The organism is Streptomyces africanus (assembly GCF_030816955.1).
Taxonomy (GTDB): domain Bacteria; phylum Actinomycetota; class Actinomycetes; order Streptomycetales; family Streptomycetaceae; genus Streptomyces; species Streptomyces africanus.
On the sequence record NZ_JAUSYP010000001.1, the window covers coordinates 1,707,138 to 1,722,310 of the forward strand.

The following is a 15,173-nucleotide window of genomic DNA, read 5'->3' on the forward strand; positions in this document are numbered from 1 at the left end:
GACCACGGGGGTCAGATGATGCCGAACAGCATGCCCGCCCCGAGGATGACCAGGCAGGTGAGGGCGGCCCACTTCACGACGAACTTCGTGTGGTCGCCGAACTCCACCTTGGCCATGCCGACCAGGACGTAGACGGCCGGGACGAGCGGGCTGGACATGTGCAGCGGCTGGCCGACCAGCGAGGCGCGGGCCATCTCCAGCGGGGAGACACCGTGTGCGGCGCCCGCCTCGGCGAGGACGGGCAGGACACCGAAGTAGAAGCCGTCGTTCGACATGAAGTACGTCAGCGGAAGGCTGAGGACGCCGGTGACCAGGGCCATGTGCGGGCCCATGCTGCCGGGGATGACGTCCACCATCCACTTGGCCATGTGGTCGACCATGCCGGTGCCCTGCAGGACGCCGGTGAAGACGGCGGCGGCGAAGACCATGCCGGAGACGTTCAGGACGTTCTCGGCGTGGGCGGCGATGCGGGCCTTCTGGTCCGGGATGTGCGGGAAGTTGACGGTGAGCACGAGTGCGGCGCCGAGCAGGAACAGCACCGGGATCGGCAGCAGCTCCATGATCATGGCGGTGAGCAGACCGACCGTGAGCAGCGCGTTGAACCAGTACAGCTTGGGACGCAGCGTGGCGCGGTGGGGGTCGAGGCCCTGGAAGTCGTCGTCCTGCTCGTCGGCGTCCGTGCCGGAGCCGGCACCGCCCGTGGGGAGCGTGCTCTTGCCGTTGCCGGCGTTCTTGCCGTTGCCGGAGCCGGCGCCGACCAGGACGGTCTCGGTCTCCTTCTCCTCGACCTTCACCTCGGCCTTCTCGTCGACCAGCACCTCGTCCAGCGTCAGCACGCCCAGCCGCCGGCGCTCGCGCACACCGAGGACGTAGGAGAGGACGAAGACGAAGAGCAGACCCACCAGGAGCGCCGGGATCATCGGGACGAAGATGTCGCTGGCGTCGAGCTTGAGCGCGGTCGCGGCGCGGGCGGTCGGGCCGCCCCACGGGAGGGTGTTCATCACGCCGTTGGCCATGGCGGCGACACCGGTCATCACGACCAGGCTCATCTTCAGGCGCTTGTACAGCGGGTACATCGCCGAGACGGTGATCATGAAGGTGGTGGAGCCGTCGCCGTCCAGCGACACGATCGCGGCGAGCACGGCGGTGCCGACGACGATCCGCATCGGGTCGGCTTTGCAGAACTTGAGGATGCCGCGGACGACCGGGTCGAAGAGACCGACATCGATCATCACACCGAAGTAGACGATCGCGAACATGAGCATCGCCGCGGTGGGGGCGAGGTCGGTCACGCCGTCGAGGACATAGTCGCCGAGCTTGGCGCCCTTGCCGACGAACACGCAGAACAGCGCGGGAATCAGCACGAGCGCCGCGATCGGCGACATCTTCTTCATCATGATCAGGACCAGGAAGGTCGCGATCATGGCGAAGCCGAGGATGGTCAGCATGAGTGGATACCTAACGTTCGCCCTTGAACATCCCACCAGGGCCGGCGGTGTCCGAGACGTTAGGTCCGTTCAAGCAGCGTTAACAAGACGTTGACGTGCGAGCAATAAGCGCAAAACTGCTGGTCACAGCTTTGCTCAGGTCAGAGCGGTGAGCTTTTCGGTCACGGATGCGCATCCGGGGGCCGTCTCGGGGGCGACTACGACGGGCACTCCGTTGAGGACCGCGTTGCCCGACAGCGGGTCGAGCAGGCGGCCGTCGAGGAGCTGGTTGACGTTGACGCCGGGGTCGGTCGCGGCGTGGCTGAGCCGGGTGCCGGGGCGGTTGTGACCCCAGCCGTGCGGCAGGCTCACCACACCCCGGCGTACGTCGTCGGTGACCTCGGCGGGTGCGGTCACCTCTCCCCCGGCGCCCTTCACGCGCACCGGCGCCCCGTCGCGCACGCCCAGCCGTTCGGCGTCCTCCGGGTGGATGTGCAGGGTGCAGCGGTTGGAGCCGCCGGTGAGGGCCGGCACGTTGTGCATCCAGCTGTTGTTCGAGCGGAGGTGCCGGCGGCCGACCAGGACGAGCCCGTCGGGGCGCTCCGCCAGGGCGCGCTTCAGGCGCGGCAGGTCGTCCGCGATCGGCTGCGGCAGCAACTCGACCTTGCCGCTCCTGGTCTTCAGCGGCTGCGGCAGACGGGGGCGCAGCGGGCCGAGGTCGACGCCGTGCGGGTGCGCGAGCAACTGCTCCAAGGTCAGTCCGTCGGGTCGTACGCCGAAGCCGTCGCCGTAGGGGCCGAGGCGCAGCATCATGTCCAGGCGTCGCTCGGGGCCGGTGTCGCCGGTGAGCTGTGCGGCGAGCTCGCGGGGGTCACGGCCGTGGACGGGCGAGTGCGGCTCCTTGACGGCCTTGCCGAGGGTCTGGTCGATGACCATCTGGTCGACGGCTGCGGGGTCGGCCCCGTGCATGCCGGTCACGGCGAGGATCAGCCGGGCCAGGATCTCCGTCTCGGCCATGCGGCCGGACTCCAGCGGGACCGCGGGGCGGGTGTAGCGGACCTGGTTGCGGACGGCGAGGGTGTTGAAGGCGAAGTCGTGGTGCGGGCTCTGGGAGGGCGGCGGCGGAGGCAGGACCACGTCGGCGTGCCGGGAGGTCTCGTTGAGGTACGGGTCGACGCTGACCATGAAGTCGAGCGAGTCGAGCGCTTTGTCGAGCCGGTCGCCGTCGGGCGCGGACAGCACGGGGTTGGCGGCGACGGCGAGGAGCGCGCGCACCGGCTCGCCCTCCTCGGTGGCGGTGTCGATCTCCTCCGCGAGGGCGGAGAGGGGCAGCTCGCCCTTGGCCTCCGGGTGCCGGCTCACGCGGGAGTGCCAGCGCCCGAGGGCGAAGCCGCGGCCGGGTCCGGCGGGGCGCGGGGTCCTGTCGGTGGCGGCCTGTGGGAAGAGCGCGCCGCCGGGCCGGTCGAGATTGCCGGTGAGGATGTTCAGCACGTCGACGAGCCAGCTGGCCAGGGTGCCGTGCGGGACGGTGCAGCTGCCGATGCGGCCGTAGACGGCGGCGGTGGGGGCGGCGGCGAGCTCGCGGGCGAGGGTGCGGATGACACCGGCCTCGACGTCGCAGGCGGCGGCGACGGCTTCGGGGGTGAACTCCCGCAGGGCGTCGGCCACGTCCTCGACACCCTGCACGTGCGGGGTCGGCTCGGTGAGGTCCTCGGCGAAGAGCACCTGGGCCATCGCCGCCAGCAGCAGCGCGTCGGTGCCGGGCCGCACGGCGATGTGCCGGTCGGCGAGCTTGGCGGTGCGGGTGCGCCGCGGGTCGATCACGACGAGCGTGCCGCCCCGGGCCTTGAGGGCCTTGAGTTTGCCGGGGAAGTCGGGGGCCGTGCACAGACTGCCGTTGGACTCCAGCGGGTTGGCGCCGATGAGCAGCAGATGGTCGGTGTGGTCCAGGTCGGGCACGGGGATGGCGTTCGCGTCGCCGTAGAGCAGTCCGCTGGAGACGTGCTTGGGCATCTGGTCGACCGTGGAGGCGGTGAACACGCTGCGCGTGCCGAGCCCGGCGAGCAGTACCGCCGGGTAGAGGGCGCCGGCCATGGTGTGCACGTTGGGGTTGCCGAGGACGACACCGACGGAGTTCGGGCCGTACCGCTCGACGACGGGCCGGATACCGGCGGCGACCGCGTCGAAGGCCTCCTCCCAGGTGGCCTCGCGCAGCTCGCCGTCCCTGCGCACGAGCGGCGTGCGCAGCCGGTCGGGATCGGCGTCGACGGCCCCGAAGGAGGCGCCCTTGGGGCAGATGAACCCCTTGCTGAAGACGTCGTCGCGGTCACCCCGGGCATGGGTGACGCGCGTCCCCTCGATGGTGAGGGTCAGGCCGCAGGTGGCCTCGCACAGGGGACAGATACGCAGGGCGGTGCGGGACACGGGTCCTCCCGGGGGCGGCGGCTACGGTGACGCACGGACGGCCCGAGCATACCGACCGGTATGCATGGAGGGGAGGCCCTGGCCGGGACGAGGTCAGTCGAGCACCCGGGCCAGATAGGCCCTCAGCATCTGCCGCATCTCCTCGATGATCTTCGGGTCTCCTTCCGGCGCGACCCGGAAGGCCAGGTGGACGAGGGTGTCGGCGGTCTCGACGGCGACGAGGAAGACCCGGCGCAGCTCCTCGTCGGGCTCGCGGTCGAGATAACCGGAGAGGAGGCCGGTGAGGCGGTCGGCGACGCGGTGGTTGGGTTCGGTGTCGCGGGCGCCGACCGGGATCTGGTTGCCGAAGTCGACGAAGGAGAAGCCGGGCGCGGTGCGCTTCATCTCCAGGTACTCGTCGAGCACGGCGTCCATGGCCTCGCGCCAGCCCCCGTCGCCCGCCGTCCGCAGACGCTGGGTGACCCGCTCCGAGTAGCGCTCCAGGTTGCGCTGGGCCAGCGCGTCGACCATCTGGCGCTTGTTGCCGAAGAAGCGGTAGACCGAGCCGATGGGGACTCCGGCCCGCTGGGCGACGGCCCGGGTGCTCAGGTCGTCGTAGCCGACCTCGTCGAGGAGGTCGGCGCAGGCGTCGAGGATCCTGGCCAGGCGTTCGGCACTGCGCCGCTGGACGGGCGCACGACGGAGCGAGGTCGCATGGGGCACGGGCTTCATGATGCCTTTCCGGCACGCTCCGGTGAACCTCGCCCCCCGATCCGGATCCGCGGGTCCGACGCGTGCGTCCGCACCGTCAGCCGGTCACCCACGCCCGGCGTCGGGCCGGGGCCGGACTCCGACGCGAGGCCGGCGCCAGGGCCGGACTCCGACGCGAGGCCGGCGCCAGGGCCGGGCTCCGACTCAGCGCCAACACCGGGGCCGGACTCCGACGCGAGGCCGGGGCCGGACTCCGACTCAGCGCCAACGCCGGGGCCGGACTCCGACGCGAGGCCGGCGCCAGGGCCGGACTCCGACTCAGCGCCAGCGCCGGGGCCGGGCTCCGACTCAGCGCCAGCGCCAGCGCCGGGGCCTGGCTCGGACGCGGTGATGTCGGCCGTGCTCTCCACGGGTGTGCCGTCCACCGCCCACACCGTGCCGTCGTCGGCGTAGAGACGGGCCGTGACGTGGTGCGTGCCGCGCGGCACGAGTCGGCCGGCGAGACGGTACCCGGGCGCCCGGAGCCGGGCGACGAGGCGGCCGTCCACGTACAGCCGCGCGAGTCCGCGCCCGGCCACCGCCCGGGCCGCCGTGCCCGCCGGGGAGAAGCGGAAGTTCCGCACGGTCAGACGGACGTCCCAGCCTCCGGCCGCGCCGGGCTGCACCTCGACGCCGATGTCGGGAGCGCCCTGCCGCGCCACCTCGCGGTAGGGCCGCCCGCCCTGGTCCCGGTCCCCCAGGAGGCTGCCCACCGGCGTGGGCGACGCTCCGCTCCCCCGTGCCTCATCGGAGCCGCGGCCCGCGGATCCGGTCAGCAGCAGGACACAGATCACGAGCACGGCGCGAGATCCCCGTGTCCACGACATGCCGGGGAGCGTAGGACAGGCGTCCGGGCCGGCGGATCGTCCTGGAGTCGGGTTCACCCTCCTCCCCGGAGAGGAGTCCCGCAGTGCCGCGCGTCCCCCTTGCGCCGGGGAAATCGCAATCCTACGGTGTCGCATAGGAATCGGGTGGGACGCAGGAATCGGACCGCAAGGGAGCAGCGATCATGGGCGCGGACGCGCGGAAGACCGCCGAAGGGCTGACCTACCTCTCCGGCTTCGGCAACGAGCACAGCTCCGAGGCCGTCCCTGGCGCATTGCCGGAGGGCCGAAACTCCCCCCAGCGGGCCCCGCTCGGGCTGTACGCGGAACAGCTGAGCGGTACGGCCTTCACCGAGCCCCGGGCGCACAACCGCCGCTCGTGGCTGTACCGGATCCGCCCGTCGGCCGCGCACCCGGCGTTCACCCGCACGCACAACGGCTCGATCCGCACCGCCCCCTTCACCCAGACCGTGCCCGACCCCAACCGCCTGCGCTGGAACCCGCTGCCCGACCCGGCGCCGGAGACCGACTTCCTGGCCGGCCTGTGGACCCTGGGCGGGAACGGCGACGCCACCCAGCGCACGGGCATCGCCGTCCACCTCTACACCGCCAACGCTTCGATGGACCGGGTGTTCAGCGACGCTGACGGTGAGCTGCTGATCGTCCCGGAGCGCGGCGGACTGCTGCTGCGCACGGAGTTCGGTCTGCTCCATGTGGAGCCGGGACATGTGGCGCTCATCCCTCGTGGGGTCCGCTTCCGTGTGGAGCTGCTCGACGAGTCCGCCCGCGGCTATGTGTGCGAGAACTACGGCGCGCCCTTCCGCCTCCCCGACCTGGGCCCTATCGGCGCGAACGGCCTCGCCAATCCCCGGGACTTCCGCGGCCCGGTCGCCGCGTACGAGGACGTCGAGGGCCCGGTGGAGGTGGTGAACAAGTTCTGCGGCAACCTCTGGACGGCCACCTACGACCACTCCCCGCTCGATGTCGTCGCCTGGCACGGCAACCATGTGCCGTACAGCTATGACCTTCGCCGTTTCAATGTGCTCGGCACCATCACGTACGACCACCCGGATCCGTCGATCTTCACGGTGCTGACGTCCCCGTCGGACACCCCGGGCCTGGCCGGGGTCGACTTCGTGGTGTTCGCCCCGCGCTGGCTGGTGGGCGAGGACACGTTCCGGCCGCCGTACTTCCACCGGAACGTGATGACCGAGTACATGGGCCTGATCGAGGGCGCGTACGACGCGAAAGCGGAAGGCTTCGTGCCGGGCGGCGGCTCGCTGCACACCATGATGTCGGCGCACGGCCCGGACCGGGAGACCTTCGATCGTGCGAGCGCCGCGGAGCTGAGGCCGCAGAAGATCGACGACGGCCTGGCGTTCATGTTCGAGACCCGCTGGCCGATCACCCTCACCCCGCAGGCGGCCCGCGCCGAACACCTCCAGCAGCGCTACGACGACGTCTGGCAGGGCCTGGAGCGGCACTTCCGTCCCTTGCACTGAACACCCCCGACCGGTACGGATGGCCCGTGACCTCCTTCGCTCCGGACTCGATCGTCCTGAACCGCAAGCTGCCGCTCTGGTACCAGGTGTCGCAGTCGCTGCGCGCCTCGATCCTCGGCCGCTCGCCCCAGGACCCGCTGCGCCTGCCCACCGAGGAGCAGCTGGCCGGGCACTACGGCGTGAGCGTGCTGACCATGCGGCAGGCGCTGAAGGAGCTGGAGGACGAGGGGCTCATCACGCGCCACCGCCGGCGCGGCACGTTCATCGAGCCGCACGCGCGCCGGGGCTCCCCGGTCCGGCTGCTGGGCTCGGTGGACGCGATCGTGGCCCAGCAGTCCGGCATGACGACCGAGCTGCTGGACCACGGCACGGCCCCGGTGCCGGCCGAACTCGCCGAATTCTTCCCGGATCTGCCGGAGGTGGCGACGTACCACCGGCTGCGCAGCGACGAGAAGACCGGCGAGCCGACCAACCACGCCCGCAACTACGTGCGTCCCGAACTGGCCGCGCGCATGGACCTGGACGACCTGGTCCGCTGGCCCATGACCAAGGTGCTGCGGGACGTCGTCGGGGCGGACATCAGCCGCATCACGGACACGGTGGAGGCCCGGTTGGCCGACCCGGAGACGGCGAAACTGCTCAACGTCCCGCTGCTCAGCCCGATCCTGCACTACACGGGCATCACGTACGACGCCGGCGGGCGGCCTCTGGACGTGGCCGTCATCCAGTACCGGGGGGACCGCTTCTCCTTCACGGTGACCCTGGAGGCGACCTGACCCGGGTGTCGGAGCCACACCGTACGATGCCCTGCGTGACGCACGACGACGCTCCGCTGCTGGCGGACCTCATGCCGTGGTCCGTCGCACCGCCGCGGCTCGGCCGGGGCTGGCCGGCGGGACCCGACGCGGCGTCCCTGAAGGCCCGCTGGGACGCCCTGCTGAAGGCCGAGGGACCCGACCGCGAGACCCTGTTCGAGCCGACCCGCTCACGCACGCCGCACACGGCGGTCGGCCAGTTGCCCGGCCAGGCCGGCAGCGGCACGCAGAAGCTGGCGCGCGCCTCGGGTCCGTGCCCGGAGCCGGTGCGCGTGCTGTACGCCCCCTTCGACGAGCAGTGGCTGATCCCCGACCAGCGGCTGATCGACGCGGCCCGCCCGGAGCTGTGGCGGGTGGCGGACGAACGGCAGGCCTTCGTCCTGGAGACGCCCGAGGCCCCAGGGAGTGCCCGCGAAGTCCCGCGCCTGCTCGTCACCTCACTGCTCCCGCTGCTGCGCCCCGGCCGGATCCGCCCGCTGTTCCGGCGGCCGGACGGGCAGGAGCCGAATCTGGCGCCCGGCCTGCTGGAGCACCTGGGCACCCGTCTGGGCAGCGCCCCCACGCCGCTGGACGTGCTGGCCTGGATCACGGCGACAGCACGCCCCGACCTCTCCGTCCCGCTCACCGGGGACGCCGACGCCTGGGCGCGGGGCCTGGAGGTGGGCCACCGGCTGCTGTGGCTGATGCGCCGCGACGGCGAACGCCCCAAGCTCCCCGGCGGCCGCCGCCCCTACGTCCGCGCCCCGCTGCCCTCCCGCCCCCTGACCCTGCGCTACGACCGGGACGAGGAGGCTCTGCTGCTGGACGAGGGCCGCGTCTCCCCGGTGCCGCCCGAGGCCTGGGACTTCGAGGTGGGCGGGGTGCGCGTCCTGGAGCAGTGGTTCACGGCGCGCGTCGCCGAGGCCGAACCGGGCACACTCGCCGCGATCCGCCCCGCGACCTGGCCCCAGACCTGGACGTCGGAGCTGCTGGAACTGATCACGGTCCTGGCCCTGCTGACCGAACTGCGCCCACTGGAGGAGCCTGCGGTCCCCGACCCGGTCACGGCGACCGAGCTGCGCGAGGCCGGTGTCCTCCCGGTGCCGGCGTCGGCCCGCCGCCCGGCCTCGGTACTGGACGGCCCCGAGGAAGGACCGGAAGGCCAGCTCGCCCTGCTCTAGCGCGGCTCGGGGTCGTAGGCGTCCAGGACGCGTTCGAGGGCCCGTCTGAACACCGCCTCCAGATCGACCGGCCCGCTCTGCTCCATGAAGGCCGCGGCCAGGCGCGGATACGCGCCGGTGGCCACCCGGCTGCCCAGATAGGCCATCCGCACCGCGTTCTCCTCCTCCACGGTCCACGGCATGGAGCGCGTGCGCTCGACGGTCGCGATGTCGTTCGCGCTGTACGTCGTCACGACGCCGTTGAGCAGCGCGATCAGCTCCGTCTTCGTGCCGCCCGGGACGTCGAGCGGTTCGAGGCAGGCCAGGCAGTGCTCCAGGTAGCGCAGGGAGTTGGGGCCGAAGGCGAACACCCCGGGCATCAGGCGCGGCACCCAGGTGTGACGGCGCATGATGGCGCGCGTCTCCTCGGCGTTGCGGAGCATGTCGGCGCGCCAGTCGCCGGTGGGCTCGAACAACTCGTGCTCGGCACCGATGGCGTCGATCATCAGCTCGTACAGGTCCTCCTTGCGGGGGACGTAGTTGTACAGCGACATCGTGCCGCAGCCCAGTTCCGCGGCGACATGCCGCATGGACACCGCGTCCAGCCCCTCCGCGTCGGCGATCCGCACCGCCGCCGCCGCGATGTCGGCGCGGGTGAACGCCGGTTTCGGCCCACGGCCGGTGCGCTCGGGGCGCGCCCAGATCACTTCGGGTACGGCAGCACGGCCCGCCATCGATCATCACCTCGGCCACCATCCTAGTTACGTACAGCGTACGTAGTGCGCTATGGTCATGCCATGACTTCTACGTACGCTGTACTTAGTGAGGGTCTGGAGAAGCGGTTCGGGAAGGTCCATGCCTTGCGCGGGCTGGATCTCGCGGTGGCGGAGGGGACGGTGTGCGGGGTCCTCGGGCCGAACGGGGCGGGCAAGACGACGGCCGTACGGCTGCTGACCACGCTGCTGCGGCCGGACGCGGGCTCCGCCCGGATCGCCGGGCACGACCTCGCCCGGGAGGCCGCCGCCGTCCGGAACCGGATCAGCGTCACCGGGCAGGACACCTCGGTCGACGGGGATCTCACCGGGCGTCAGAACCTGCTGCTGTTCGGCCGGCTGCACCGGGTGCGCGGCCCCGCCGGCCGGGCCGCGGACCTCCTGGACCGCTTCGGACTGGCCGAGGCCGCCGACCGGCCCGCCTCCACCTACTCCGGCGGCATGCTGCGCCGGCTGGACCTGGCGGCGAGCCTGATCCGCCGCCCCGAGGTGCTGTTCCTGGACGAGCCGACGACCGGCCTCGACCCGGTCAGCCGCACCCTCATCTGGGACGCGGTGCGCGACCTGACCGCCGAGGGCACGACCGTGCTCCTCACCACCCAGTACCTGGAGGAGGCCGACCAGCTCGCCGACGACATCGCCCTGGTGGACCGCGGCCGGGTCGCGCACACCGGGTCGCCGGCGCAGCTCAAGGCGCTCGTCGGGGCGCACGCCGAGGTCGTCGTGACGGACCCGGACGCGCTCACGAAGGCGGCCGCCGTCCTCGACCGGCTCACGGGCGCGCAGCCGTCGTTCGACCACGAACGCGGCGCCGTCGGCGCGGTCAGCAAGGACCCGACGCTCACCCTCCCGCTGCTCGTGCGCACGCTGGACGCGGCGGGCGTGCCGCTGCTCGACGTGAGCCTGCGGCCGCCGACCCTCGACGACGTCTTCCTGCGCCTCACGGACACCACGACCCAGGCCACGACCACCACCACGACCGACGACAAGGAGCGTGCCGCATGAGCATGCTGGCGTACGACGGAACCGCGATGCTGGGCCGCCAGCTGCTGCGGATGCGGAACAACCCGGGGCTGCTGATCCTCACCCAGACGATGCCGGTCAGCATGCTGCTGTTCTTCGGCTACGTCTTCGGCAGCGCGCTGGTGATGCCGGGCGAGGCGTACCGGTCGTTCCTGGTACCGGGCCTGCTGGTGGCGACCGCCTCGGGCGGGATCATGACCGGCATGTTCCAGGCGGCCCAGGACACGCACCGGGGCGTGACGGACCGCTTCCGGACGCTGCCGATGAGCCGGGCGGCCGTACCGCTGGGGCAGGCCGCCGCGGACTTGGTGGCCACGGCCGTGGGAACGGTGCCGTTCCTGCTGGTGGGGCTCGCGGTGGGCTGGCGGATCGAGGGCGGCCTGCTCGCCGCGCTCGGGGCCGTCGGGCTGTTGATGCTGTTCCGCTTCGCCTGCGTGTGGGCCGGGATCTTCCTCGGCCTGCTCACCCGGAACGAGGAGGCGGCCGGTCAGCTGGGCGGGGCGACGTTCCTGCTGCCGCTGCTGTCCAGCGCGTACATCCCGACGAGCGGGCTGCCGGGGTGGCTGCGGACGGTCGCCGAGTGGAATCCGATCAGCGCGGTGGCGACGGCTCTGCGGGACCTGTTCGGCAACGCGCCGGTGCCCGCCGGAGCGGCCTGGCCGGTGGCCCACCCCGTCGCGGGGTCGTTGATGTGGTGCGCCGTGCTGCTCGGGGTGTTCGTGCCGCTGGCCGTGCGTCAGTACGCGCATGGGGAGCGGTGAAGGGGCGGCCGGTCACTGCCGGGCGGGGATGAGGCACCGACCGGGGGCGGGCCGCGCTCGGGTACACACCTGGCGCCGCTGCGTGCCGTGGGGATGACGGACGACGTGGGCGCAGCGTGGCGCCTGGCGCGGTGTGACCGCCCGAGCGCGGGCCCCTACTTGCCGCCGAACAGCGAGCGGCGCAGCCGGCGCAGCGGTGCGAAGAGCGAGACGCGGCGCACGCGCGCTCCCCGGCCACTGCGGTCATGCGGCTGACGCGCGGTCAGTTCACGCATCAGAGAGGTCGCCTCGACCGTCTCCCGCTGCGGGACGGCAGGGCCACCCAGCACCGAGAGGTGGCGGTCGAGGCGCGAACTGGTCGCGCTGCTCCCGCAGGTGATCGCAGGGACCCTGGCCCTGCTGCGCACTGTTATCTGTTCCATGTCACTCCCCACCCGTACGAGTCCACCCGGCCCGGGCAGGTTAACCCTATCGCCCCGTCCGGGCACTCGTGTATCGCGGTCACAGGATTCACCTTCCCCATAAGGGCGTTGACGATGTATCCCCGATTACTCTCCGAATCCAACAGATTTCAGGGCGAGTTGGACGATCGGCTGGGTAGTGGGCTGCGGCGATCCGCCGCCGGGCTCGACGGTTACGGCCAGTGACGTCGCGGAGGTGCCCAGACCCGTCGCGACCAAGGGCGTGTCGCCCTCGAAGAGGCCCAGGGAGCGTGGTTGCGCGCCCGGGCGCATGAGCCACAACTGGTGTACTCGGCCGCCGGGCGGAGCACCGTATCCGCCGAGGGTGACCACCGCGCTCCCCTCCGAGGCGGAAGCGATCACTCCGATGGTTCGGCCCCGCCCGTCCCGGCCGCTGCTCGCACGGGCGTCCGGAGCCGCGAGAACGTGGGCGATCTCACGTGAGCGGTCCCGCTCGGCGGTCAGCTGGTCCTGGGTCCGGTCCGCCTGCACCGCGAACAGCGAGGCGACGACGAGGGCCGCGGCGGCGGTGGCCGTCGCGAAGGGCACGAACAGCGGCATCCGGCGCCGCTGCCGCGGCGGCGGCTGGGTCCCCCACACGTGCGGCGGCAGCTGCGGCGTTCGCGCGCGGGCCGGCTCGCGCGCCGCGTTCTGCGGCGCCGGGTCCTGCGGAGTGGTCCGTACGGCGGCCATGACCCGGTCGCGCAGGGCGGCGGGGGCCGGTGCGGCCGCGGACCAGGCGAGCCGGACGGCGTCCTCGGACAGGGCGCGCACCTCGGCGGCGCAGCGGCCGCAGTCCCTGAGGTGCTTCTCGAAGCGGACCCGCTCCGGGGGTTCCAGGGCGTCGAGCGCGTAGGGCGCGGCGAGCGAGTGCGGGTCCTCGCGGCGGAAGAGACTCATGCCACGCCTCCCAGGCACTCGCGCATCCGGGTCAGCCCGTCGCGCATCCGCGTCTTGACCGTGCCCAGCGGCAGGGAGAGCCGCTCGGCCACCTCACGGTACGTGTAGCCCTCGTAGTAGGCGAGGGTGACGGACTGGCGCTGCAGTTCGGTGAGGCGGTCCAGGCAGACGCGTACCCACTCGCGTTCGAGTCCCGCCTCGACCTCCTCGGTGACCTGGTCGAAGGCCGGGTGATGGGCGCGCCATGCCTCCCGCTGCTCCCGCTCGCCGGCGGCGCGGGCGCTGCGCACCCGGTCGACGGCACGGCGGTGGGCGAGGGTGAGGATCCACGACATCGCGCTGCCCCGCCCCGGGTCGAACTTCGCCGCCGAGCGCCACAGTTCGAGCAGCACCTCCTGAGCCACCTCCTCCGACTGGGCGGGGTCGCGCACCACGCGCCGCACGAGCCCGAACACCGGGCCGGACACCAGCCCGTACAAGTTCTCGAAGGCCTGCTGGTCGCCGCCCGCCACGCGCAGCAGCAGCTCGTCCGCCTCCACTCGGTCCCCCTCTCCCAGGCCGCATGGGGCCTGTCCCCTCATACGAGGCATTCGCAACGCACACACCTCCGGAGGGGGTTACGGATCAGCGCGCCGAAAACGCGAGTCGCCCGGCGATGAAACAACTTTCCCGACGCGCCGTAAGAACGTTTGAGATTCGACCAATCCGCTCTGCCGACCGCTCCGAATGGCGTGTGTCAGGCAAGTTGGCACTGAGGACGGACGGCATGACACCTTTCTCCAGGACCGGTGTGACCGGTGCGACCGGTGCGACCGGTGCGACCGGTGCGGGACGCAGGAGCATCGCGACCGCGATCTGTGGTGCGCTGGCCGCCGGCGGGCTCGCGGCCGCCGGTGTGACCGCGCTGGAACCCGAGGCGGCCTCCGCCTCCAGTCACCGCGAGGCCCCGCTGATCTCGGGGACCCCGCAGTACGACAACACCGACGTGTACGCGTTCGTCAGCCCGGACAAGCCGGACACGACGACCATCGTCGCGAACTGGATCCCGTTCGAGGAACCCGCCGGCGGGCCCAACTTCTTCCCCTTCGCCGAGGACGCCCAGTACGACCTGCGCATCGACAGCAACGGTGACGCGCAGGAAGACCTGCTGTTCCGGTACACGTTCAAGACGCACACGAAGAACGACAAGACGTTCCTGTACAACACGGGTCCCGTCGAGAGCCTCGACGACCCCGACCTCAACATCACGCAGACGTACGACCTCGAACTGATCAAGCTGAAGCACCTGAAGGCGGTGTCGAAGACCAAGGTCGCCGACGACGTGCCCGTGGCGCCGTCGAACGTCGGCAAGGCGTCGATGCCGGACTACAACACGCTGCGCGAGCAGGCGATCCACAAGCTCGCCGGGGGCGCCCAGACGTTCGCCGGGCAGGCCGACGACCCGTTCTTCCTGGACCTCAGGGTCTTCGACCTGCTGTACGGCGGGAACCTCTCCGAGGTCGGCAACGACACGCTCAAGGGCTACAACGTCAACACGATCGCCCTCCAGGTCCCCAACAGCTTCATCACCGAGTCGCACCACCAGCCGGTCGTCGGCATCTGGTCGACGACGCAGCGCAAGAACGCCCAGGGTTACTTCTCCCAGGTCTCGCGCCTCGGCAACCCGCTGGTGAACGAGGTCGTCAACCCGCTGAAGGACAAGGACACGTTCAACGCGTCCGCGCCCCGGGACGACGCGCAGTTCCTGAAGAACGTCACCAACCCGGAGCTGCCCAAGCTCATCGAGGCGATCTACAAGATCCCGGCGCCGAAGGAGCCGCGCAACGACCTCGTCGACGTCTTCCTCAAGGGCGTCAAGGACCTCAACCAGCCGCCGCACGTGACGCCGTCGGAGCAGCTGCGCCTCAACACCTCGATCAAGCCGGCCGCGAAGCCGAAGCGGCTGGGTGTCCTCGACGGTGACACCGCCGGCTTCCCCAACGGCCGTCGCCTCACCGACGACGTGATCGACGCCTCGCTCCAGGTCGTCGAGGGCGAGCTGCTGGGCGCGAAGAACGACCTGGGTGACGCGGTCGACAAGAACGACAAGGACTTCGAGAAGGCCTTCCCGTACGTCGCCCTGCCGACGGAGGGGTCGCGCGGGCCGCTCGCCAAGGGCGTGGACGGCGGCAACGACGTCCGCAGCCAGCTCGGCGACGCGCTCCAGCCGGCCGAGGCACAGAGCTCGGACGACATGCGCCTGATCGCCACGTCCGCCGGGGCCGGCGCGGGCGGCATCGTCCTGATCGGCGCGGCCCTCATGTGGTGGCGCCGCATGCGGAACCGGGCGTACTGACCCGCTCCGCTCCACCGACCGGCGCGGCCCGTCTCCCGTCCCCCACGGCACGGGCCGCGC

General features: G+C 71.8%; 14 protein-coding genes. 6 read left to right on the forward strand and 8 right to left on the reverse strand.

Going from position 1 to position 15,173, the window contains the following annotated elements:
* Positions 1–11: 11 nt before the first annotated feature.
* The 4 genes from QF034_RS08035 to QF034_RS41435 form a co-directional block, all read right to left on the reverse strand.
* Positions 12–1,448, reverse strand: a complete 1,437-nt coding sequence (locus tag QF034_RS08035; RefSeq protein WP_307174264.1) for a CitMHS family transporter — start codon at positions 1,446–1,448, stop codon at positions 12–14.
* 135 nt (positions 1,449–1,583) lie between these two features.
* The gene (locus tag QF034_RS08040; protein WP_307174265.1) at positions 1,584–3,851 is read right to left on the reverse strand and encodes a molybdopterin oxidoreductase family protein; all 2,268 of its coding nucleotides are present in this window, start codon (positions 3,849–3,851) and stop codon (positions 1,584–1,586) included.
* A 93-nt stretch (positions 3,852–3,944) separates the two neighbouring features.
* A complete protein-coding gene (locus QF034_RS08045; protein ID WP_307174266.1) occupies positions 3,945–4,562 on the reverse strand; it encodes a TetR/AcrR family transcriptional regulator in 618 nt (205 codons plus the stop codon).
* Positions 4,559–5,407 (reverse strand): hypothetical protein, encoded by an 849-nt coding sequence (locus tag QF034_RS41435; RefSeq protein ID WP_370880772.1) that lies wholly within the window; start codon positions 5,405–5,407, stop codon positions 4,559–4,561. Before QF034_RS41435 ends, QF034_RS08045 begins: the two co-directional genes overlap by 4 nt.
* A 182-nt stretch (positions 5,408–5,589) precedes the next feature.
* On the opposite strand from QF034_RS41435, the gene hmgA reads away from it, so the two are divergent.
* From hmgA to QF034_RS08065, 3 genes are read left to right on the forward strand one after another with little or no spacing between them, the layout of a single operon-like run.
* Positions 5,590–6,906: a homogentisate 1,2-dioxygenase gene (hmgA, locus tag QF034_RS08055; RefSeq protein ID WP_307174267.1), complete on the forward strand. Its 1,317-nt coding sequence runs from the start codon at positions 5,590–5,592 to the stop codon at positions 6,904–6,906.
* 26 nt (positions 6,907–6,932) lie between these two features.
* Entirely contained in the window at positions 6,933–7,682 is a 750-nt protein-coding gene (locus tag QF034_RS08060; RefSeq protein WP_307174268.1) for a GntR family transcriptional regulator, read from the forward strand.
* A gap of 26 nt (positions 7,683–7,708) precedes the next feature.
* Entirely contained in the window at positions 7,709–8,881 is a 1,173-nt protein-coding gene (locus QF034_RS08065; protein ID WP_307174269.1) for a type ISP restriction/modification enzyme, read from the forward strand.
* On the opposite strand, the gene QF034_RS08070 is transcribed toward QF034_RS08065, so the two are convergent.
* Complete coding sequence (locus QF034_RS08070) at positions 8,878–9,594, reverse strand: TetR/AcrR family transcriptional regulator (RefSeq protein WP_307174270.1); 717 nt, start codon at positions 9,592–9,594, stop codon at positions 8,878–8,880. The two genes, QF034_RS08065 and QF034_RS08070, sit on opposite strands and share 4 nt — an antisense overlap.
* Positions 9,595–9,657: 63 nt before the next feature.
* Between QF034_RS08070 and QF034_RS08075 the strand changes: the two genes are divergently transcribed.
* Positions 9,658–10,638, forward strand: coding sequence for an ATP-binding cassette domain-containing protein (locus tag QF034_RS08075; protein WP_307174271.1), 981 nt, complete (start codon positions 9,658–9,660; stop codon positions 10,636–10,638).
* Complete coding sequence (locus QF034_RS08080) at positions 10,635–11,417, forward strand: ABC transporter permease (protein WP_307174272.1); 783 nt, start codon at positions 10,635–10,637, stop codon at positions 11,415–11,417. Before QF034_RS08075 ends, QF034_RS08080 begins: the two co-directional genes overlap by 4 nt.
* A gap of 155 nt (positions 11,418–11,572) precedes the next feature.
* On the opposite strand, the gene QF034_RS08085 is transcribed toward QF034_RS08080, so the two are convergent.
* From QF034_RS08085 to QF034_RS08095, 3 genes are all read right to left on the reverse strand, one after another.
* On the reverse strand, positions 11,573–11,839 hold the full coding sequence (locus QF034_RS08085) for a hypothetical protein (protein ID WP_037671693.1): 267 nt from the start codon (positions 11,837–11,839) through the stop codon (positions 11,573–11,575).
* Positions 11,840–11,965: 126 nt separating this feature from the next.
* Positions 11,966–12,778 carry an anti-sigma factor gene (locus QF034_RS08090; protein WP_307174273.1) on the reverse strand — a complete coding sequence of 271 codons (813 nt, stop codon included), beginning with the start codon at positions 12,776–12,778 and terminating at the stop codon, positions 11,966–11,968.
* A complete protein-coding gene (locus tag QF034_RS08095; protein WP_307174274.1) occupies positions 12,775–13,317 on the reverse strand; it encodes a sigma-70 family RNA polymerase sigma factor in 543 nt (180 codons plus the stop codon). The genes QF034_RS08090 and QF034_RS08095 overlap by 4 nt, the downstream gene beginning before the upstream one ends.
* 227 nt (positions 13,318–13,544) lie before the next feature.
* Here QF034_RS08095 and QF034_RS08100 point away from each other — a divergent pair, with 227 nt between their 5' ends.
* Entirely contained in the window at positions 13,545–15,113 is a 1,569-nt protein-coding gene (locus QF034_RS08100; RefSeq protein ID WP_307174275.1) for a DUF4331 domain-containing protein, read from the forward strand.
* The last annotated feature ends 60 nt before the right edge of the window (positions 15,114–15,173 follow it).